Below are 20,792 nucleotides of genomic sequence, written 5' to 3'. Positions count from 1 at the left end.
AGCACGTGGGGGCGCGGGGGATTCATGTCAGAACCATCATCTTCATCAACACCATCCGATTTCGACCAGTTCTATACGGCTACGGCGAAGCGGCTCGTGGCCGCGGTCTATGCGGCGACGGGCGACCTCGCCGAGGCCGAGGACGCGGTGCAGGAGGCGTATGCCCGGGCGTGGCAGCGCTGGGACCGGCTGACCGCCGAGGGCGATCCCACCCCCTGGGTCCGCACCGTCGCCCTGCGCCTCGCCGTCAGCTCCTGGCGCCGCGCCCGTAACCGCATGCGGGCCCACTTCCGCCATGGCCCGCCCCCCGATCTGCCCGATCTCGCCCCGGACCGGGTGGCGCTGATCCATGCCCTGCGCGGGCTGAAGCCCGAGCAGCGTACGGCCGTGGTCCTGCACCACCTTCTCGATCTGCCCATTGAGCAGGTGGCCCGGGAGACGGGCGTCTCCTCCGGCGCCGTGCGCACCCGGCTGAGCCGTGCCCGCAAGGCACTCGGCTCCCATCTCGCCGACGCCGATGCCGACACCGGCAGCTTCGCCAACGCTGACGCCAAGGCACCGGCGCCCCATCCGCCCACCTGCCACCCGAAGGGGGTGCCCTCCCATGGCTGATCTGGACGAGCGTCTGCGCGATATCGCCCGAGACGTCGAGCCCTCCATACGTCTGGCGGGCCCGGAAGCCGTGCGGGCGCGGGGCCGTCGGCGCCGCGCACGGCAGCGCACGGCGATCACCGCCGCGGCCGTCCTCGCGGTGGCCGCCGTGACCGCGGGCTCCTGGCGGCTGCTGCCGGGCGACGACTCCTCCCGTACGCTCCCGGCGGCCCCACCCGCCCCGCAAACGGACCGTGTCCTCGGGGCGCAGATCCCCACGGGCGCCCTCCTTCGCCCCTCGGCGCTGCCGTTCGACGCGATGATGCGCTGGAAGACGATCGACGCCACCATCGGCCCCGCCGACGACGGCCGGGCACCGCTGCTCGACCTCTCCCCCAGCTGCCGCCTCGACGGTCCGCGCCCCCTCGCCCAGCGCACCCGCGACTACCAGGGCCGCACGGCGGAGCAGGCGCGCCACACCATCAACGCCTATGCGAGCGCCGGCGAGGCCGCGAAAGTCTTCACCTCCCTCGAGGAGACGCTGAAGGACCACTGTGCCCGCCCCAAGTCGCTGGACGCTCCGTCGTCGAGCAAGGCCACGGCCGGCCGGCCGACCACCATGACCTACGGCTGGCACTCGCCCCGCGCACCCCATGACGCCCAGGTCGTCCTGATGCGCTCGGGCACTCGGGTCGCGGTGCTGCAGGCCGAGGGCATCGGCACCCCATCCGGCGACTACATCGACGGTCCGTCCGCCTACTGCGTCTCGATCGCGCTCTGGCGCCTCGATCCCACCGCCACCGCCTCCCCCGGCCCGTACCGGAACAACCCCGAGGAGGCGAAGAGGCGTTGCTGACCCACTCCGCCCCTCCCACCGCCCCTCACGACTCCCGCAAGAGGTCCTCCGTGCTGCTCTCCGTCCGTTCCCTGCGCACCCTCAGCACCCTCACGGTGCCCGCCATCGCCGTTGCCCTGCTCGCCGGCTGCCAGTCGGCGTCGAAAACCGCCTCGGTGGATCCGGCCGACGCCAAGCCCGCCCGGATCACGATCACCCCAAGCAGTGACACGGCGGCGATAGCCCCCGACGCCACGGTCAAGGTGACCGCCTCCCATGGCACCCTCACCAAGGTCCGCGTCGTCCCCGACGGCGCCGGTTCCCAGGCCGCCACGGTGACCGGCGCCCTCTCCCCCTCCAAGAGCAGCTGGCGCTCCACCCGCACCATGACCCCGGGTACGACCTACACCGTCGAGGCCACGGCCACCAACGCCGCCGGCAAGTCCGCCGTCCAGCACTCCACCTTCCGCACCCGCCCCGCCCAGCAGACCAACGGCGTCACGGTCACCCCGTCCAAGGGCTCCACCGTCGGCATAGGCCAGCCGGTCTCCCTGGCCTTCGACCACCCCGTCACCAACAAGGCGGCGGTGGAACGCACCCTTTCCATCTCCACCAGCCCCAAGACCGAAGGCTCCTGGGGCTGGGCCAAGGACCCCCTCACCGGCATCGAGCGCGTCGACTGGCGCCCCAAGACCTACTGGCACAAGGACACCAAGGTCACCCTCCGAGCCCACCTCAGCGGCGTGAACACCGGCGACTCCCGCTACCTCCGCCGCGATGTCTCGACGACCTTCACCATCGGCACGCCCCGGATCTCCAAGGTCGACATCAAGAAGCACACGATGACCGTCTACGAGGACGGCCAGAAGCAGAAGACCATCCCCATATCCGCCGGCCAGCCCTCCTACCCCACCTGGAACGGCACCATGGTCGTCCTCGACAAGGCCCCCATGGTCAATATGACCAGCGAGTCCGTCGGCATAGCCGACTCCTACGACAAAGACGTCCCCTGGGCGGTCCACCTCACCACCTCGGGCACTTACGCCCACGCCGCCCCCTGGAACGAGGGCCTCGGCTACTTCGGCCAGAGCAACCAGAGCCACGGCTGCGTCGGCATGTCCCTCGCCGACGGCAAGTGGTTCTACAACCGCGCCACCCGAGGCGACATCGTCGAAATAGCCGGCTCCACCCGCGCCACGGTCTCCACGGGCAACGGCTTCGGCGACTGGAACCTCCCCTACCCCTCCTGGCAAAAGCTCAGCGCCCTGCGCTGAGTACGCCCCCCGTGCTGTGAGGGCCGCCCCGGCATGCCGTGGGGGCGGCCCTCTCTATTTTCAGGCTTATCGGGCTTGGCAGCCCCTCATGCAAGACCGAGATTAGGACATCGTCACATCCGTCCAACAGACGCATGGCGGTCTATGTTTTCCCTCTAATTAAGGACCCAGTTCCGGAAATACCTCTTGCAGAATGCCGATCAACTCGCGCGCGCCTTTTACGTCCAGCTGGATTGACTGGCTAACCTTATTTGGGATCTTCCTCTCCGGCGATCCATAAGTATCGATCTGAACAATCACACGACCATCCACCGCGAAGCTTCGATAACCACATACAACCGGACCGTGGAGGCGTTGAACGTCCCCATTGATTCCATGGAATGCTTCTATGCGAGCCATATAACAATCTTACCGAGCCGGAGGAATTACCACAAGGCCGCAAAAAACGTTTAGCCAAAGCTGATCAGCTCGACGACATGGCGATATAAGGTCGAGTTGGGCTAACGACCTTGAACAGCACGGGGAACATACTTGCGCTCGCCCGTGAAGTCTTATGCTCACCCCTGAGGGCGAACGACTTATAGGGTGGTCCACCGACTACGAACGCCCCCCCTTGCTTAAAGGAGGTGCGCGAAGATGACGCCGTGGTCATCACCCTCGACTAGCGTCCACTCATCCCTAAAGCACGTTCGCCACTCTGGCGCGCTTCACGCCATTGGCATGCAGTCGCCTCGCAGGCACGTTCGATATAACCGTTGACGAGCAGACGACGAAAGTCCGCGTTATGCAGCCTGAACCAGATCCTCCGCAGAGGAAACAGCCCGGATGACCTCGAGCGGGAATTATTCCTGGTGGACCATCACGAAAGCATACCGCGGAGCGGTGACACATACGGCATGGATGGGCGCCACTTGGTGCGTGCGCGCCACACCTCGACGTTAGGGTGATCCCTCCATCGCCGGCGAGGAGGGGGTCCAAGTGCCCAAGCAGGGATCCAGTAACAGCGCAGAGTTCAAACTCAGCATCACCAAGGCCCTCAGGGACCAGCTGGGCGCCAGCCTGGAAGACTTGACGCCGTCCCCGCTCACGCCGAAAGAAATCGACAAAATCGAACGGCATCCTGGCGTCTACCAGCTCTACCATCGAGATGTATTCGTCTACGTCGGCAAGGCTGACTCGCTGCGTTCACGACTAGCCCAGCATCGGGAGACCATTAGGGGACGACTCAACATATCTCCGGATGAGATGACGTTCACTTGCCTGTATGTGGATGAAGATCTACCCACTATCGCCCCCGAACGGCTGCTGATCGACTGGCACAAGAGCCGCGGCGAGATCCCGTGGAACACGAGCGGAATCGGGAACCACGATCCCGGAGCCAAGCGGGACAGCACCAGCTGGGGGCCGGACCACTTCTACACGTTGTACCCCATCGATTTGAGTTGGCCGATTGAGGGCCTCACGCCCGAGGAGGCCCCCCTTTCGACGTTGATCAGCCACGCGAAGAAGCAACTCCCTTATACCTTCAGATTCAAGAAGGCTTCAGCCGTGTATTCAGCTTCGACAGCAACACTCGGCAAAACAACGGCGACCGCAGACGATATCTTCGCATTGACGGCAGCTTCACTCCCACCTGGTTGGCAGATCACCGCGCTACCTGGTTACGTGATCATGTATGACAAGATTAGTGAAGCGCCGGGGGCTTTGAAGATCTACAGAAGCCCGCATAGCCCTACCCCATGAATTTAGCTGTCGCTTACCCATAAACAAGATATTCCTACTGAACATATTACGTAATCGGGATATTGGGCCGCAGATCGCCTCGTGCCCCATGCGGGGGCGGAGCCGCCCCCTCACCTCGCCGGCGGCGCGCTCATATCGCTCTCGGCCGTTCTCCCACGCGCACCCGCCGCCCAGAAGCTTCGTCAGCCTCGGACACACTTCCGCCCGAGTGGACCTCAACCGTCACACCTCCGCGGTATGGTTCTATAGCGTTGAAATGCTAGGAGGGCGCAAATGGGACGGACATCGGTGGAGCTCTTCGCCGGTGGCGGGGGACTGGTGCAGGCCAGTGAGGCGGCGGGTTTCCGCCACCTCCTCCTGAACGAGTTCGCCCGGCGCGCGTGCGAGACGCTGGAGGCGAACGACTTCACCGGGCATCCTGAGGACGTGTCCACGGACATCCTCGCTAAGGCTGTCGAGGAGCTGCCTCGGGCAGGCGAGATCACGGACCCCTCGGACCACCGGGCGCTTCGCAGAGGTGTCCCCCTGGTCTGCGGTGACATCAGGCGACTGGACATGTCGTTCCTGCGTGACCACGACGTCGACCTCCTCGCGGGCGGTCCGCCCTGCCAACCCTTCAGTCTGGGAGGGGTAGCCAAGGGCGACGAGGACGAGCGGAACATGTTCCCAGAGATGTTCCGGGCCGTGCGGGAGATTCGCCCGAAGGCCGTGATGTGCGAGAATGTGCGCGGCCTACTGCGGCCATCATTCGCCCCATACTTCGAGTACATTCAGCGCGAGCTGGCCCTGCCGTTTGTCCGGCGCGTACAGGGGTCGGACTGGCGCGAACACGACCGGATCCTGCGGGAGGCCGACGCGGCGGGCGACACCGACCCCTCCGAGCGCTACGACGTACTGCTGTTCCGTGTGAACGCCGCCAACTACGGCGTTCCTCAGATCCGCAATCGGGTCATTCTACTGGCCTTCCGGGGCGATCTCCGTGTGAATCTGGGCAAGGTACGGGAGAGCCTGCGACACACACACTCAGAGACCGCGCTCCTGCGCACGTTCCAGGACGGGTCCTACTGGGGGCCGGGTCGCCATTCGACGGTCCCGCAGCACGTTCGCGACCGTGTCGCCGCACGCGTGGGTGACCAACTCGCACTGGCCAGCGAGGACGACGGACCGCTGCCGTGGCGCACACTGCGCGACGCGGTCCACGATCTGCCGCCGATCGACTTGGACCGGCTCGACAGGGTCACCGAACAGGGCTTCCGGGACCACGTGGGCTGGCCTGGGGCCCGGATCTACGATGGTCACACGCCGAACGAGCTAGACAGGCCAGCGAAGACCGTCAAGGCCGGCGTGCACGGGGTGCCGGGAGGCGAGTCGGTGATGCTCCTCGACAAGCTGGCGCATGGCGCAGATGACGCGGGGGGATATGCGCATCGCTACATGACAGTGCGGGAGACCGCCCGGGTCATGACGTTCCGCGACGACTGGCAGCTGGCGGGCCCCCGCGGCGAGCGGATGCGCCAGCTGGGCAATGCCGTGCCGGTCGAGCTGGGCCGGGTCTTCGCCGCGGCGGTGGCCAAGGCGCTGGACGAGGCGGAAGAGCGGAGATGATCGGAGTGACGGGGTCGCACCAGGAGGGTTGGCGTCGGCAAGGGCCGCCGCCAGACCGGGCGTGGCGAGGGAAGCCAGGGCGGAGCCGGGCCGCGCTGACCGCGGAACAGGACCGGGCTGCGGGTGGCCGCGCAGTTCGCTACGTGGACCTAGGGGAGGGCCGCTACGCACTCGCGTCGATCGCGTTGAAGGTGTTGCCCAAGACTCGCCGGATCCGCGCCTACCTGCGCTGGTCGGACGAGGGGCGTACGCCGACCAAGTACGTCTGCGAGGTCTGCTACCCGACACGGGCGCGGAATCTGGCCGCGGCCTGGGCTGAGGCGCGGGCACGGGGGCTGGTTGGGGAACGACAACTGCCGTCCGGATCGTGGGCGTCGTCGTCCTCAGTGAGGGCCTCAATGCGCGGGAACCGCGGCAAGGACACGGTGCCGGAGAAAGCCCTCCGGTCGCTGCTGCACGGGCGAGGTCTGCGCTACCGCGTCTCCGCGCGGCCCGTGCCAACACTGCGGCGGACAGCGGACCTCGTCTTCACGAGGGCTCGCGTCGCGGTCTTCGTGGACGGCTGTTACTGGCACGGCTGCCCCGAGCATTTGCGGCCGGCGACGACCAACAGCGCCTTCTGGCAGGACAAGATCGCCGCAAACCGCGTCCGGGACGCTGAGACCGACAGGATCCTCGCGGAGGAGGGCTGGGACGTCCTGCGATTCTGGGAGCATGAGGACCCGGAGGTGGCCGCAGAACGCGTCGCGGACCTGGTGCGCGAGAAGACCATGGGGGCGACGGCCTTCCGTCTCTCTCACTAGCCTGACCGGATCATCCCTATTCACGACGGTTCGACGCCTTCATCTCCGTCCCGGTAGCACACGATTCGCCAGGGTCCGCAAATTCCAGCTGTATCGTCAGTGGCCCCCTCTATCCTCAGGGTTGAACGCTCGGCTCATGAGAGTCGGGCGGCTTCGCCGTGCCAACTCACGCCGCGGCCGCCGTGACAGTCCCGATCCGCTAGGAGGGTTCCACCGGAGTGAAGATCACCCCTTCCGCCCGCGTGCTGAGCATGCTGGGTGAGATCGATTTCGACGAGTGGCAGTGCGTGGCCGAACTCGTCGACAACCCCTTCGATGACTTCCTCGACATCCTCCGCTCGGGCACGGAGTGGCCGGACGGCTTCACGGTCAGCGTGACCCTGCCGTCGTCCCCGAAGGGCGTTTTGGAGGTCCGCGACTCTGGGCGGGGCATGTCGTACGACCGACTAGCGCGCGCGGTGCGGGCCGGCTGGTCCGGGAACGATATGCACGACAAGCTCGGCCTGTTCGGCATGGGCTTCAACATCTCAACTGCCCGCCTTGGCCGGCGCACCCGCGTCCTAACGACCCGCACGGGCGACGCGGAGTGGATCGGCGTCGAGATCGATCTTGACCAGATCAAGGACGACTTCGAGGCGAAGGACATCACCGAGCCGAAGAGCGATCCTTCCCAGCATGGCACGCGTATCATCGTCGACCGCCTGCAACCGACGCGTGCCGAGTGGCTACGCCGCAACGGTGCCTCGCTCCGCAACACGCTGGGCTCGGTGTACTCATGGATTCTCAATGAACGTCCCTTCGAGTTGTACGTCGGCGGAGCCCGAGTCAAGCCCGTCCGCCACTGCCGTTGGGGCGACGACCGTTACGTGCTCTACAACGGCAAGGAACGGATCCCCGCCTACATCCCGATCGACGAGAAACTCCAGGACGGGATCGCCTGCCGGGACTGTGGGGAGTGGCAAATCCATTCGGGCGAGGTCTGTTCGGTCTGCGGCAGCGGCAACCTGACCGTGCGCGAACGCCGGATCCACGGCTGGCTTGGCGTCCAGCGGTACTTGGACAAGGCCGAGTACGGGATCGACTTTCTCCGAAACGGCCGGAAGATCCTGCGCTGGGACAAGCAGCTCTTCACCTGGAACAATCCTGACGGGATCGCGGGGAATGAGGAGCCCGAGTACCCGGTCGATCTCGCCCACCAGGGCGGCCGCCTCATCGGCGAGATCCACCTCGACCACGTCCCCGTCACCTATCAAAAGGATGCCTTCGAGTACGGAGATCGTAGCTGGCTCAGCGCCGTGGAGCTGCTGCGCGGCGTTGCGCCGCTCCAGCCTCAGCGCGCTCGCAAGCTCAACTACCCTGAAAATGAAAGTCCGCTGGCCTTGTTGTTTAAGGGGTTCCGTCGCAACGACGCGGGCCTGCGTTATCTCGTCCCCGGCGACGGCAAAAATCCCGTCCACGCAGCGAGCCGGGCCTGGGGCCGGAAGTTCCAGGCCGGTGACACCGAGTTTCAGAGTGACGAACACTGGTGGCAGGCAGTCCTACGGCATGAGGAGCTCAAAAAGCGGAGCAAGGAAACCAAGACGGCGGCCAGTGTGCCGGCTCAGCCCGACGAGCAGGCCGTCAAGGACGCGCTCGACTTCCCGGTCGATATGCCCACCTCTGGCACGGCCCGCCAGCCCGAGAGCGCGTCCACTGCCTCCGTCGTGTCCGCCCCTACCGCCGTAGCAGTGAAGGAGAAGAAGGAAACCCGTAGCGAGCGCTTGGCCCGCTATGAGAATGCCGCGACGCCCCACGCCTACCTGAGCCGGCCCTTCGGCCATCCCGAACTTGGTCACGTGAAGGTCCGGACCCTGCTGTTGAAGCCGGGCGAGTCACTTCTCGATGACCATGGGCTGCCCGTCCCGGTCCTCCTCGACCAGCGGTCCGGCAACGAGGTCACCGCCCTTATCAATTCTGAGCACTCCGCGTTCCTGCGCTTCGGTGCGGACTACGCCGATCTCCTCTTGGTCGAACTGGCCGCCCTCCTTAAGGTTCGGGCGCGCTCCGACTGGAGCCCGTCCCAACTTGTCGCCGCGATCCGCGCCGAGTCCCTGCAGGACAGCGTGCTCGATGGAACCACGGTTGGCGCGGAGGCTCGCGACCTCCTTGCGGAGATCCGCGAACGTGTGGCCGGAGCCCTCGACCGGAGTGACGGCTGCACCGCCGCCTACGGTCACCTCTCTGACGAGGAAAAGTTCGCGACCGAGGAGGCGATGATCGCGGCCGGCCGTGTCGGACTCGTCGGCCGTCACGGGCAAGATTCCAGTTTCGTTCTCTACATGCCCGCACTGGCCTTGGTCCGGCTCGTGCAGGCGGTGCCGGAGTCGTTCATGGACGGCGCCGTCTTCCGTGGTCCGTACACCGGGGTGTCGTCGCCATCCGGGAAGGCGCTGAGCCTGGCCCGAGTCACGGGCTGCCTCGCGGACGTAGCGACGCTCGGCATGTTCGCGGATGGGGCGACCGTCCCACAGCTGCAACGAGCTCGCCTGAGCATCGCCTTGCTACGCGACGAGCTGGCTGGCGAGGAATGAGCGCCGTATTCCTGACGGCCTCTGAGCTGCGCGACGGCGGCCCGGAGGGGCTGACCAAGGCACTCGAACGAGCCCTATGGCACCTGGGGTTCCAGGACGTCCGCATCATCGATGGCGCTCACGACCACGGCGCCGACGTGCTCGCGGTCCGCGCCCGCGAACAGTGGGTGTTCCAGTGCAAGTGGAAGGCGCAGGGTACGGCCGACCACGCAGGCGTCGACGACCTCGAACGCGCTCGCACCTACTACCGGGCCGACAAAGCGGTGCTGGTGGCCAACACGAACATCAGCACGTCAGCCGAGGCGCGGCGCAAGGCGCTGGCGGGGATCGGCGTCGACATAGCCCTGTGGCACGGGGCCACCCTGCACGCGATCGGTCAGAGGATGCCTGATCGCGTGCCCACCTCCTACGCCCTGCGGCCGTACCAGGAACGGGCCGTGGCCGCGATCGAGCGAGACCTCGACAGCGAAGGGACAGCGCTGTTGGTCCTGGCGACGGGACTGGGTAAGACGGTCGTCGGCGGCGAGGTTATCGGCAATCTCCTCATCTCGCGTCCCGATGCACGCGTCCTGGTCGTCGCCCACATGCGCGACCTGGTCAGCCAGCTGGAGAAGGCGCTGTGGCGTCACCTGCCGAAGAGCGTGCCCACCCGCCTCCTCACCGGCGAGAGCAAGCCCCGGGCCCTCGACGGCGTTGTCGTCGCGACCGTTGAATCGGCACTGTCCGCCGTGTGCGGAGGCTACAAACCCGACCTCGTCATGATCGACGAGACCCATCACGTGGCCGAGACCGGCAGGTTTGCGGAGCTCCTCGATCTGTGCGGGACTGCTGGAAGATTCGGAGTCACCGCCACCCCTTGGCGTGGCGACAAGTTCGACATCACTGCCCGCTTCGGCCGCCCCAGCTTCAAGATGGGCATCGCTGAGGGCATGGCGGCGGGCTATCTGTCGGCCGTCGACTACAAGCTGTACGCGGACGGTGTCGACTGGGACACCGTCCAAGACATCAGCCGTCACGGCTACTCCATCAAGGATCTGAACCGGCGCCTATTCCTCCCCCAGAGGGACGAGGAGATCGTCGAGCACCTGCGGACAGCGTGGCGGGAGACCGCTGAGCCACGTGCCATCGTGTTCTGCCAAACGATCGAGCACGCCGAGCACATGGCGAGCCTCCTCACCGTCTCGGACCCGGCGTGGGCCAACGCCTCGTACCTTCACAGTGGCCTGCCGAAGCGTCACCGTGATGTGTTGCTCAATGAGTTCCGCCTCGGCCGTGTTCCGGTGATCACCTGTGTGGATGTGTTCAACGAGGGTGTCGACGTACCAGACGTGAACTTGATCGCGTTCCTGCGCGTCACCCACAGTCGAAGGATTTTCGTCCAACAGCTCGGCCGCGGGCTGCGGCTGAGCCCCGGCAAGAAGGCTCTTCAGGTCCTCGACTTCGTGACCGATATCCGGCGCGCTGCCGCGGTACTGAACCTGCGGCGAACGCTGGAGGCTGAGGAAACCGAGCACCTGGAACTTCCACACGTCTCCCGAATCCAGTTCCAGGACGAGACGGTCGGCTCGCTGATGGACATGTGGATCCAGGACGCGGCCAACCTCGAGACCGCTGCGGACGAAATCCGCCTCCAGTTTCCCCTACCGAAAGGAATCCTGTGACCGACTACAAAATCCCGCCCGCCGTCGAAAAAGCCGTAGTCACACGGATCTACGCCCAGGCTGACGAGGCCCGGTGGCCGCATCTCCAGGACGCGGACCGCACCCGTCTGTACCGTGATTGGACGGAGGATCCGGAGATCGGCGGTCGCCTCCTCGACTTCGTGGGGCAGCGGGCCAACATCCGTCCGTGGCTGAAGGACTGTCCTATGAAGGAGTACGAGCGAGCACGGCGCGGCGAGGGCAAGTACGCCAAGTACGTGACGCGGCCGGCCGCGACGCTCGAGCAGATGGTTGTGGCGGCGCTCGGCCCCGGTTGGGAGGTCATCCCGGGGACCACCCAGCAGAAGCCGATGCGCGCGAGAATCCGCGAGGTCGGGATTGAGGATGAGGAGCGGCACTTCGTGGCCGGCACGGCGGCGAACCTCAAGCACCTCGTATGGCCCGCCATTCTCGATCGGTCCACTGGGGAGACCTGGCCCTGGACGATCTGCGTCGTCGATCCGTTCCGCGATCCCGTATCGCCTGAGAAGAAAGAGGAGCACCGGCGCATGGCCGAGTTCCTCGGCGTGCGGTTCGTCTATTTCAACGAGATGTAAGGGGGGGCGATGGGGGACCAATGGTCGATGGGCGATTGGCTAATCAGGGCGTGGGAGACCGAGGTCTTCGACGAGCGTGAGCGCGCCGTCGTGACGCTCCGGTCTGAGGGTCGGACGCTGGACGAAGTCGGGGCGGCACTCGGGCTGAGCCGCGAGCGCCCGCGCCAAATCCAGAACCGGGTGCGAAAGCAGCTCACGGATATGGCGGACATCGTCAAGGAAGGCTGGCGAGAGTCTGCCCGCGCTGCAGGCGCGGGCCCGGCCGCCCCGCGAAAGGCCTTCGCCGCCGCGCTCGGATTCGTCGACCACGTGGCCCTGGAGGAACTGCTGGCCGCAGCAGGACTGGACACACCACGGACATGGGCGGGGCCCTTGCGTGGCTGGTGGAGTGCCGAACCCGGCGCGCTGGATAGCGCTCTGCGTCGTCTCGTCGACACCGCTCCCTTCCGTGGCGACGACCTCGACTGGGCGGCTTCCGAGGCTGGACTGCCGGCAGGCCTTCCTCTGGCCGAGCTGCTGACCCACTCAGAATCGCGGCTAGCCTTGAGCCCCGACGGGCACTGGGTCCGCCGCAAGGCGCGGGGACGCGACGCCGCGTACCTGTGGCTATTGGAAGTCGGGCGTCCTTGCCAACCCGACGAGCTACTCGCCCCGATGGCTGTGACGACCGTCGCTGCCGTACGGGAGGCACTGCGCCGTGACAACCGGTTCCGGCGAATCCACCCTGAGGGGACCTGGGCCCTCGCCGAGTGGACGCACCTGCGCGCTTCCCCGTACGCCACAGCGGTAGAGGCGATGGTCTCGGTAGTCACCGAGTCGGGTCCCCTCTCCCGAGCACAGCTCTTCGCCCGAGTGACGGAGCTGCACCCAGTCACCCCGTGGCGTCTGACGCAGTGCTTGATCAGCGACCAGCTGGGCGAGACTCCGGACGGCCTCATCGATCTCGTCTCCCGCGGTGCCCGCCCCATCAAGGACGAGGAACCAGCTCAGCCCGACTCGATGGCCATCGAGGGCGACGTTCTAGGGGTCCGGATCCCCGTCACTCGAGACGTTTTGCGCGGCAGCGGCATCAACGTACACACGTGGCTAACCTGGCGACTCGGACTGCGTCAGGCTCCCATGAGCCGCACATTCGCCGTCCCCGGCGACCACCAGCCCCTTATCGTCCGCCGCGGCACCAGCGGGGCCCAGCTCTCCAGCCTTCGCCGCCACGCGCTAGAACTCGAGGTCGATGACGGTTGCGTACTCGCTGTGCTCCTCCGGCTCGACGACGACACTGCGCGTGTCGGTCACGGCTGCGCGCCAGACAACTGCCCGGCCCAGCCTGGAGACGGCTTGCCGAGGGTAACCCGCCCCACCACCGGGGACATCCCAGGACTGCGGATTCAACGCCGAAGGAGCAACAGCCATGTGAAGCTCGAGAAGCTCAGCACCCAGTGATAGCTGACTAAGGGAGGAGCACGGGCCCCGTCACCGACGACGAACATGCCTCAAAGTGGGTCTGGGCGCGGTCGAGGATGTCGTCGGGATCCAGGCCGTGTGCGGTCAGCCAGTGGAGCAGGTCCAGGATGAGGCTGGTCACCGACTCTTCCAGAACTGGGCGATGGGTGAGCCTCGCAGTCGGGCTGCCGACTGCGAGGCCGTACGCCTCCATGACGGTCGTTGCGCGCTGAATGCGGCGGCGGGATTCGTCCAGGGCCAGGGGCAGCTCGCACCAGACCGCCTTGCCGGCCACCGTGCGGGTCGTGCCCCAGGCGGCTGACAGGGCGGCGAGGAGTTGCAAGCCGCGGCCGGACTCTTCCTCGCATGTGGGGTGGAAACTCTGGGGTTCCTTGTGGCTGTTGTCGTGCAGTTCCAGACGTAGCTGATCAGTGCCCGCGTCGAGGACGAGCGTGGCCGCAGTTCCCTGACCGACGTGTTTGATCACATTCGAGGCCAGTTCCGTGGTGATCAGCTGGGCCTCTTCCGTGAGCGCCGACATCCCCCAGCCGACGAGCTCGGCTTTGACGGCTCGGCGAAGGTCGGCCAGTTGGGGTGGCTCGGCGGCGAAAGGGAGGATGCAGCGGCGGGGGTGGGGTTCGGTGACTGAGAAGCGGTACATGGCCACACTCCTTGGGCGCTACGTCAGCGCTGCACCCAGCCGTGTCCGTACGACTGCGCTGCGTAGCCTCGCTGGTGCGAGTATGGCACCGAGAAGTCTCGCCATGTAACTTCTCACAGAATCTCGGAAGAGTGAATCTGGTGGTCTGCCAACTTCCGGCGCCCATAGCCTTGTTGTCGCTGATCTCCGTCACGGGTCAGCTCAGAAGGAAGAGGTAGTCGTCATGCCGGTGCGGGCCACTACTCGTCGACGACAGCTCGGCGTCATGATGCGCAAGCTCCGAGCCCGTAAGGGGATGACGCTGGAGGAGGCAGGTCGCCTCGTCGGGGTTTCGAAGGCGACCGTCAGCCGGTACGAGACGCAGGAAGGGCCCGTGAAGTGGCCCATCGTGGACGCGCTGTGCCGTGAGTACGGGGCGAGTGAGGCGGAGCGAAAGGCCGTGGTCGGCCTTGCCAAGGACGCCAAGCGCCAGGGGTGGTGGACCTCCTTCGCGGATTCCCTGCCGGAGAGCATGAATCTGCTCTTCACCTTGGAGGACGAGGCAGTCCGAGAGGATCACTTCGCCTGTCTGTATGTGCCGGGGCTGCTACAGACTCGCGGCTATACGGAAGCGGTGCAGCACGCGTCGGAGATGAGGCTGTCCGCGGAGGAGATCGCGCGCCTGGTCGACCTCCGGATGAAGCGGCAGGAGATTCTGAGCCGACCGAAGCCACCACACCTGTGGGCCATCCTCGACGAGTCGGTGGTCCGGCGCGTGGTCGGTTCGCGTGAGGTGATGCGCGAGCAACTGAGTCACTTGTTGCGCGCCAACGAGTCACCTGACATCACGCTTCAGGTGCTGCCATTCGCCAAGGGCGCCCACTCAGCGGCCATGGGGAGCTTCGTGATCCTCGGGGGTGCCGAGCCCTCGCTGGACGTCGTGTACGTCGACATCCACGTCGGCTCGCTCTTCATGGAGAAGGATGAGGAACTGGAGCGCTACCGGGTCGCGTTCGACTACCTTCGCGCTCAGGCGCTGGACATGGCCTCGTCCTCCGCCCTCATCGAACGTGTCCGCGAGGAGATCTGATGCGCGAAGGATGCATACCCGATAGAGATGCCGGCTGGTTCAAGTCCTCGTACAGCGGTGCCGGTAACACTGAATGCGTAGAAGCGTCCTTCGGACCGGGCAGGGCCGCCGTGCGGGACTCGAAGGAGCCGGGTCGAGGCGTGCTCGGGTTCTCCGACCGCGCGTGGGCGGACTTCGTCACGGCCGTGCGGGGCGGGGAGTTGGGCTGAGCGCCGGTGCACGAACCGCGCGGCATGGCGGTCGCCCGGCCGGGCGGGGGCGCAAGCCCGCGCCCGGCGGGCGAAGGGCCCACCGGGCGCGCGGGGCGTGGGTGCGGGGAGGTTACGGGTGATACTTCTCCTCGACCGTCTCGGCACCGCCGGACTTGCGGTCCATGGTGACGCGGACGGTCACGCTGTTGGTCTTCACGGCCTTCTCCAGGTCGTCCACGGAGCACTTCGCGGTGCCGTAGCCGTCATCGCCGATGGACGCGCCTTCGGCGCCGTCGTCCTCGGCGCAGATCGCGGCCGCGCCGAGGATCTGCGTGGCGTTGGATACCAGGAAGGCCTGCTCCATGCCGCCGTCCTCCGGCTTGACGGTCATCTTGCCGGGGGCTAGGTACTTCAGCGTGCCCTCGATCGTCTTGTGGTTACCCGCGTTGGCGACGCCGCTTCCGTCAGGGGCGGACATCGCCTTGGCGGACTTGCCGCCGTCCTGGCCCTGCGAGCCGCTCTTGGACTGAGTCGAGGCCGAGGCGTGCTGCGAGCCGGCGGCGTCTGCCGACCCGCCCTGCCCGCAGGCCGTGGCCCCCAGGCCCAGTGCCGCGGCGGCGACGATGGCGGCGGCGATGCGGCGGCCGACGCGGCCACGGAAACGGTTGGTGGCGGTGGTCATCGTGGGTCTCCGTTGCTCTGTTCTCGCGTCTCGTTCCCGGACGACAACCAGCTTCGAAGAACGGCTTGGCGTTCTGCTAATAGTCGGCTAATGCGACACGAGCGGCACACCGCAGGATGCGCGCCGTGGGGCCTGCGTATGGTCGGGGGCAAGGTGACCCTTGGAGTGGGAGGTAGCGGGATGGCTGGAGTGCCGGCGGGGGTTGTGGCTGCGGGTGGGTTGGTTGGGGGGTATTCGGTGGCTCGGTGGACCAAGAGGCGGCCCTTGGGTGGGGTTGCCCTCGCGGCTGCCGGGGCGGTGGCCGCTCGGGGTGGCGGGAGAAGGCCGGGAACGGGGCCGCCGCTGCGCTCAGTGCGGCGTACGTCGCCGCGTTCGCCGGGTCGCATCCGCTGGCGAAGAAGATCGGGGCCTGGCCGTCCGTCTTCGCCGTCGCCGGTGGCGTTGCCCTCGCGTCCTGGGCCCTCGCCGATCGGCGGTAGGGGTCCTCAGTCGTATGTAGCGGTTCGCGTACGTGCGGGGGGCTCAGGCGGGCGGGGCTTGTGGCCCGCCCGCCGTCCTACCGTCCGCCGGGCGGTTCGCCCCCGTCCCGTCCCGCCTTCCCGTCAGTCCGATGCCGACGTCAGCAGGTCCAGTTCCGGCTGGGTCAGCTTGAGGTCGATCGAGGCCAGGAGGGCGGGGAGCTGGTCGACGGAGCTGGCGCTGGCCAGGGGGGCCACGACCGTGGGCTGGGCGAGGAGCCACGCCAGGGCGACCGTGGCGGGCTCGGCGCGGTGGTTGGCGGCGACGTCGTCCAGGGCGGCGAGGACCTTCTGGCCGCGCTCGGTCTCCAGGTGCTGGGCCGCGCCCGAGGAGCGGGGGCTGTCGACCGCCGTGCCCGGGCGGTACTTGCCGGTCAGGAAGCCGGACGCCAGGGAGTAGTACGGGATGGTCGCCAGGTGGTGGCGGGCGGCGACGTCGGCCAGCTCACCCTCGAAGGTGTCGCGGGATACCAGGTTGTAGTGCGGCTGGAGGGCGACATAGCGGGCCAGGCCCTCCTGGGTGGAGAAGGTCAGCAGGGCCTCCAGGCGCTCCGCGCTGACGTTGGACGCGGCGATCTCGCGGACCTTGCCCTCCCTGACCAGCTCGTCCAGGGTGGTGATGATCTCCTCCACCGGCACCGACGGATCGTCGTAGTGGGTGTAGTAGAGGTCGATGTAGTCGGTGCGCAGCCGCTGGAGGGATTCCTCGACGCCCGATTTGATGGCGGACGAGGTCAGGCCGCGGGGCTCCGGGGAGCCGCCGCCCACCTTGGTGGCGAGGACGACGTCGGAACGGTTGCGCCGGGAGGCGAACCAGTTGCCCAGGACGGTCTCGGACTCGCCGCCCTCGTTGCCCGGCACCCACGCGGAGTAGACATCGGCGGTGTCGATGAAATTGCCGCCCGCCGCGACGAAGGCGTCGAGCACCCGGAAGGACTCGGACTCGTTGGCGGTCCAGCCGAAGACGTTCCCGCCGAGGGAGAAGGGGAAGACGGACAGGTCACCGATCTTCTGTGTGTTGTCAGCCATACGTCTTTACAACGGGTGGCCGGGCGGGGTTGTTCCTGGAGTGGTGGCTGGGCGGGGTTGTTCCTGGAGTGGTGGCTGGGCGGGGTTGGTTCTGAGGGGTTGGTCCTGAGGGGTTGTTCCTGAGGGGTTGTTCCTGGGGGGTTGTTCCTGGGGGGTTGTTCCTGGGGGCGGCCCCGTCGGGACGTAAACCGGCGGCCCTGGCGTCAAGGGGGGAGAGAGCGCCAGAGCCGCCGGAGTATCAGGGGTTGTATCAGGGGTTCATCCCGTGCTGGCGCAGCCAGGGCATCGGGTCGATCGGCGAGCCGCCGCCCGGCCGGACCTCGAGGTGGAGGTGCGGGCCGGTCACATTGCCGGTGGCGCCGACGCGGCCGATGACGTCGCCCGCCGTCACCTTGCCCGAGGTGACGACCATCGAGGACAGGTGGCAGTACCAGACCTCGGTGCCGTCGCTGAGGGTCAGCACGATGCGGTAACCGTACGAACCGGCCCAGCCCGCCTGGGTGATGGTGCCGCCGTGCACCGCCTTGGCCGGGGTGCCGGTCGGGGCGGCGAAGTCCTGGCCGGTGTGGTCGGCCGACCAGATGTCGCCCGCCTGGCCGAAGCTCGCGGTCAGGGTGTACGAGCCGACGGGGAGGGTGTACGCGGCGGCGAGCCTGGCCTGGCGCTCGGCCGCGGCCTTCTTCTCGGCCGCCTCCTTCGCCCGCTGCTCGGCGGCCTTCTTCTCCGCCTCGGCCTTGGCCTTCCGCTGCGCGGCCACCTCCGCGGCCTGGTCGGATGCCTTCTCCGCGGCGGCCTTCGCCGCGGCGGTGCGGCTGTCCTCGTCCGCCGCGTTCTGCTGGTTCTCGGCCTGCTGGAGGATGCGGGCGCGGAGCGCCTCGCCCGCGTCGGTGGTGCCGCGCTGCTCGTCCTCGCTGGTCAGCCCGGCCTGGGAGAGCGGGGCGGCGGCCGTCTGCGGGCCGCCGCTGTCGTCCGACGCCCAGGAGCCGATGCCGGGCAGGTCCTTGGCGGCGGGCAGGCTGGCCTTGACCTCATCGGCGACATGGCCGAGGTCCGGCATGGAAATGGGCGGCTTGGGACGGTCCTTGGCGCTGGCCATACCGCCCGCACCGACCGCCGCGATCACGCCGACCCCGAGGACGGCGCCGCTGCGCGCCATGGTCCCGCCGCGCTGCTTGGCCACGCGGTGCCGGCCGCGTACGGGAGCGATGGACTCCTCGGTGGGGTTCCACTCCTCCCAGGGCTCGGTCTCGAATCCGGCACCCGGGCCCTCGAACGCGTCCCCATCCGCATCCGGGTACCGATCGTCGGGGGCGAAGTGGCCGTCCCCGGAGCTCATCCCGGCGCCGGCGTCGAAGCCGGGGCCGTAGGCGGTGGCGGTCCCCAAACCGCCTCCCCGTGTGCGATACGGGGCCTCGTCCAGGGCAGACCTGTTGGACGCCACGGAGGCGCACTCCTTTCCTTCCTTCTCGCCTACCGGGTTAGCTGACGGGTTCGGAGCAGGAAGGTCTCCTACGGGTCAGGTTCGACCCGATTCACCCCAAGGTGTTGGTTCCCCGGTTCCCTTGGTGCTTCTGGTGGTGCGGTACTGCCGGTGTACGTATGGGATTCGGCGACGGCGCACGGTGCCGCCCTTGCGACGGTTGTGACGACCGCGCTGCGTTATCGAACGTTAATAGAGAGCGCGATGTGATTCCAAGCTGTTCTGAGGAATCCGCGCACCTTTGGCATGAACTTAGCGCTCAAGAGGGGACAGATCGGGGCGAGTCGGCACACTGGCCAAAGGTTCACAAAAACGCGTGCGGACCGATCGTGCAGCAATTGTTATGCGGAGGGAGCTCGGTCGACTACGCACGGTATGGACCCGGTCGGCTACGGACGGTATGGACCCGGTCGGCTACGGACGGTGGGGAGTGTCGCCGCCCCCCGTAAGGCCTGTGCGGTGCGCATCACCGCCGTCGCGCCCGTTCCCCCGTCCGTTTCCGCGGGCCGGGGTCCGGCGGACCGCCAGCAGCGCCATGTCGTCCGACGTCCCGCCGTCCGTATGGCGCTCGACATCGGCCACCAACGCGTCCAGCAGCTCCTGCGGATCGGCGAAGCGGCGGCCGCGCAGCTGCTTCGCCGGGTCGTAGAACGCGCCATTGCGGTCCCGGGCCTCCGTCACCCCATCCGTGAACAGCAGCAGCGTCTCCCCCTCCTCGAACCCCAGCTCCATCACCCGGTCCGGCCACCCGGCCAACTCCCCCATCCCCACCGGCAGCGCCGCCGCCTCCGGCTCCAGGGCGCGCACCGCGCCGTCCTCCGCCATGAGCAGCGGTGCCGGATGGCCGCGGTTGAGCAGCCGCAGAGTGGAGCCGCCACGCGGAATCTCGGCCACCACCGCCGTCGTGAACCCCTCGAACACCTCCAGGTCGGCCCGCCGGGCGCCCTCACGCTGCAGCGCCCGTTCCAGCCGGCCCACGAGCGCCTCCAGAGTCGTCTCCTGCTCCGCCGCCTCCCGAAAGCAGCCCAGCAGGATGGCCACGACCTCCACGGCCCCCAGCCCCTTGCCGCGTACGTCTCCGACGGTCAGCCGTACGCCGTGCGGGGTGTCCTGGACCGCGTACAGGTCACCGCCGATCGCCGCGTACTTCTCCGCCGGGACGTAGCGCGCGGCGATCTCCAGCCCGGCGAGACGGGCGGGCGGCGCGGGCAGGACGGCGCGCTGGGCCGCCTCCGCGACACCGCGCGCCGAGGCGAGCCGGTGGTAGCTGCGGCGTACGACACGGTTGATCGCCACCGCCAGCACGGTCACGGTGGCGACCGTGACGATCTCGGTGGCCGCCTGGGTCGGGTCCGTCACACCGTGCAACTCCGCCAGCAGGCAGGTCGTGAGGACGGCGATGACGGCCATGATGACGGTCTGGCGCAGCGGTAAGAGCGCCGCGGCGACCAGAGGGGCGGCGGCGAAGAAGGGCGAGGCGGTGTAGCCGGACGGGGTGGCCAGGTCGAAGCTGACGCCGCCGAGGATGAGGAGGGCGGGAACCCAGCGGGCCACCCGGCGGCCCGGCAGCCCCTGGTGAGCGTCCTCGGCCGGGCCGGGCCCCGCGGTGGGGCCGGTGAATGCGTCGGCGGAGACACCACCGGCCGCGGCGCCGGTGTCGATGAGCGTGCGCAGGCGGGTGCGGCGGCGGTGGGTGTGCGGGCGGCTCAGCCGGGGCCAGGCCGTACGCCACTCCGTACGGGCGCCCGTACGAGCCCTGCTCCCTCGCACCCGCACCGGCTTCTCTCGCTTCCCTGGTCCGCGTCCCGCCGTCGCCGCCCTCGTCACCTTCGTCACCAGGCTTCCGGCTGACGGGCTGCCAGGCGAATCGGTGTCGGCCAAGCGGGTGCTGGACGGGCGCCGTGAGCGGGCCCGGCTCCCGCGCGTGCGCTGCGGGCAGGCAGCGGGCACGCGGAGGGCTCACTGCGGGCACGTGGAGGGCGTACACGGGCACTCAGCGGGCACGCGACGGGCTCTCCGCGGCGCGGCAGAGGCTGTGGGCGCG

At 67.8% G+C, this 20,792-nt stretch carries 17 protein-coding genes, 1 pseudogene and 1 riboswitch; of the genes and pseudogenes, 13 read left to right on the top strand and 5 right to left on the bottom strand.

Features of this window, described 5'->3' with window-relative positions:
- Positions 1–24: 24 nt before the first annotated feature.
- From BLV72_RS18500 to BLV72_RS18450, 10 genes are all read left to right on the top strand, one after another.
- The gene (locus BLV72_RS18500) at positions 25–612 is read left to right on the top strand and encodes a SigE family RNA polymerase sigma factor (protein WP_093463561.1); all 588 of its coding nucleotides are present in this window, start codon (positions 25–27) and stop codon (positions 610–612) included.
- A complete protein-coding gene (locus BLV72_RS18495) occupies positions 605–1,447 on the top strand; it encodes a hypothetical protein (protein WP_093463560.1) in 843 nt (280 codons plus the stop codon). The genes BLV72_RS18500 and BLV72_RS18495 overlap by 8 nt, the downstream gene beginning before the upstream one ends.
- Positions 1,441–2,700, top strand: a complete 1,260-nt coding sequence (locus tag BLV72_RS18490) for a L,D-transpeptidase family protein (RefSeq protein ID WP_093463558.1) — start codon at positions 1,441–1,443, stop codon at positions 2,698–2,700. The genes BLV72_RS18495 and BLV72_RS18490 overlap by 7 nt, the downstream gene beginning before the upstream one ends.
- A gap of 978 nt (positions 2,701–3,678) precedes the next feature.
- Positions 3,679–4,443: a GIY-YIG nuclease family protein gene (locus BLV72_RS18480; protein ID WP_167746375.1), complete on the top strand. Its 765-nt coding sequence runs from the start codon at positions 3,679–3,681 to the stop codon at positions 4,441–4,443.
- A gap of 288 nt (positions 4,444–4,731) precedes the next feature.
- On the top strand, positions 4,732–6,048 hold the full coding sequence (locus BLV72_RS18475) for a DNA cytosine methyltransferase (protein WP_244320838.1): 1,317 nt from the start codon (positions 4,732–4,734) through the stop codon (positions 6,046–6,048).
- Positions 6,049–6,191: 143 nt separating this feature from the next.
- Entirely contained in the window at positions 6,192–6,851 is a 660-nt protein-coding gene (locus BLV72_RS18470; protein WP_244320837.1) for a very short patch repair endonuclease, read from the top strand.
- Positions 6,852–7,069: 218 nt separating this feature from the next.
- Positions 7,070–9,421 (top strand): ATP-binding protein, encoded by a 2,352-nt coding sequence (locus BLV72_RS18465; protein WP_093463551.1) that lies wholly within the window; start codon positions 7,070–7,072, stop codon positions 9,419–9,421.
- Positions 9,418–11,082 (top strand): DEAD/DEAH box helicase family protein, encoded by a 1,665-nt coding sequence (locus tag BLV72_RS18460; RefSeq protein ID WP_093463549.1) that lies wholly within the window; start codon positions 9,418–9,420, stop codon positions 11,080–11,082. The genes BLV72_RS18465 and BLV72_RS18460 overlap by 4 nt, the downstream gene beginning before the upstream one ends.
- Positions 11,079–11,678 carry a hypothetical protein gene (locus BLV72_RS18455; protein ID WP_093463548.1) on the top strand — a complete coding sequence of 200 codons (600 nt, stop codon included), beginning with the start codon at positions 11,079–11,081 and terminating at the stop codon, positions 11,676–11,678. Before BLV72_RS18460 ends, BLV72_RS18455 begins: the two co-directional genes overlap by 4 nt.
- A 9-nt stretch (positions 11,679–11,687) precedes the next feature.
- Entirely contained in the window at positions 11,688–13,118 is a 1,431-nt protein-coding gene (locus BLV72_RS18450) for a sigma factor-like helix-turn-helix DNA-binding protein (RefSeq protein WP_093463546.1), read from the top strand.
- A 7-nt stretch (positions 13,119–13,125) separates the two neighbouring features.
- On the opposite strand, the gene BLV72_RS18445 is transcribed toward BLV72_RS18450, so the two are convergent.
- The gene (locus tag BLV72_RS18445) at positions 13,126–13,779 is read right to left on the bottom strand and encodes an ATP-binding protein (protein ID WP_244321411.1); all 654 of its coding nucleotides are present in this window, start codon (positions 13,777–13,779) and stop codon (positions 13,126–13,128) included.
- 223 nt (positions 13,780–14,002) lie between these two features.
- On the opposite strand from BLV72_RS18445, the gene BLV72_RS18440 reads away from it, so the two are divergent.
- Both BLV72_RS18440 and BLV72_RS18435 read left to right on the top strand, forming a co-directional pair.
- Positions 14,003–14,848: a helix-turn-helix domain-containing protein gene (locus tag BLV72_RS18440; protein ID WP_093463543.1), complete on the top strand. Its 846-nt coding sequence runs from the start codon at positions 14,003–14,005 to the stop codon at positions 14,846–14,848.
- Positions 14,848–15,057, top strand: coding sequence for a DUF397 domain-containing protein (locus tag BLV72_RS18435; RefSeq protein ID WP_093463541.1), 210 nt, complete (start codon positions 14,848–14,850; stop codon positions 15,055–15,057). The genes BLV72_RS18440 and BLV72_RS18435 overlap by 1 nt, the downstream gene beginning before the upstream one ends.
- A gap of 112 nt (positions 15,058–15,169) precedes the next feature.
- On the opposite strand, the gene BLV72_RS18430 is transcribed toward BLV72_RS18435, so the two are convergent.
- Positions 15,170–15,721: a hypothetical protein gene (locus tag BLV72_RS18430; RefSeq protein ID WP_093463540.1), complete on the bottom strand. Its 552-nt coding sequence runs from the start codon at positions 15,719–15,721 to the stop codon at positions 15,170–15,172.
- Between the two features lie 180 nt (positions 15,722–15,901).
- Between BLV72_RS18430 and BLV72_RS18425 the strand changes: the two are divergent.
- A pseudogene (locus BLV72_RS18425) lies at positions 15,902–16,200 on the top strand (hypothetical protein).
- A 123-nt stretch (positions 16,201–16,323) separates the two neighbouring features.
- Here the strand turns inward: BLV72_RS18425 and BLV72_RS18420 are convergent.
- From BLV72_RS18420 to BLV72_RS18410, 3 genes are all read right to left on the bottom strand, one after another.
- Positions 16,324–17,268: an aldo/keto reductase gene (locus tag BLV72_RS18420; protein ID WP_093463538.1), complete on the bottom strand. Its 945-nt coding sequence runs from the start codon at positions 17,266–17,268 to the stop codon at positions 16,324–16,326.
- Between the two features lie 250 nt (positions 17,269–17,518).
- Positions 17,519–18,709 (bottom strand): M23 family metallopeptidase, encoded by a 1,191-nt coding sequence (locus tag BLV72_RS18415; RefSeq protein ID WP_093463537.1) that lies wholly within the window; start codon positions 18,707–18,709, stop codon positions 17,519–17,521.
- A gap of 11 nt (positions 18,710–18,720) precedes the next feature.
- Positions 18,721–18,855, bottom strand: a riboswitch (cyclic di-AMP (ydaO/yuaA leader).
- A 307-nt stretch (positions 18,856–19,162) separates the two neighbouring features.
- Positions 19,163–20,524 (bottom strand): PP2C family protein-serine/threonine phosphatase, encoded by a 1,362-nt coding sequence (locus BLV72_RS18410; RefSeq protein ID WP_244320835.1) that lies wholly within the window; start codon positions 20,522–20,524, stop codon positions 19,163–19,165.
- Positions 20,525–20,792: the final 268 nt, after the last annotated feature.

This window comes from Streptomyces melanosporofaciens (genome assembly GCF_900105695.1).
Lineage (GTDB): Bacteria > Actinomycetota > Actinomycetes > Streptomycetales > Streptomycetaceae > Streptomyces > Streptomyces antimycoticus.
Note: the sequence above shows the minus strand (reverse complement) of the source record. Positions and strands in the feature narration are given on the sequence as shown.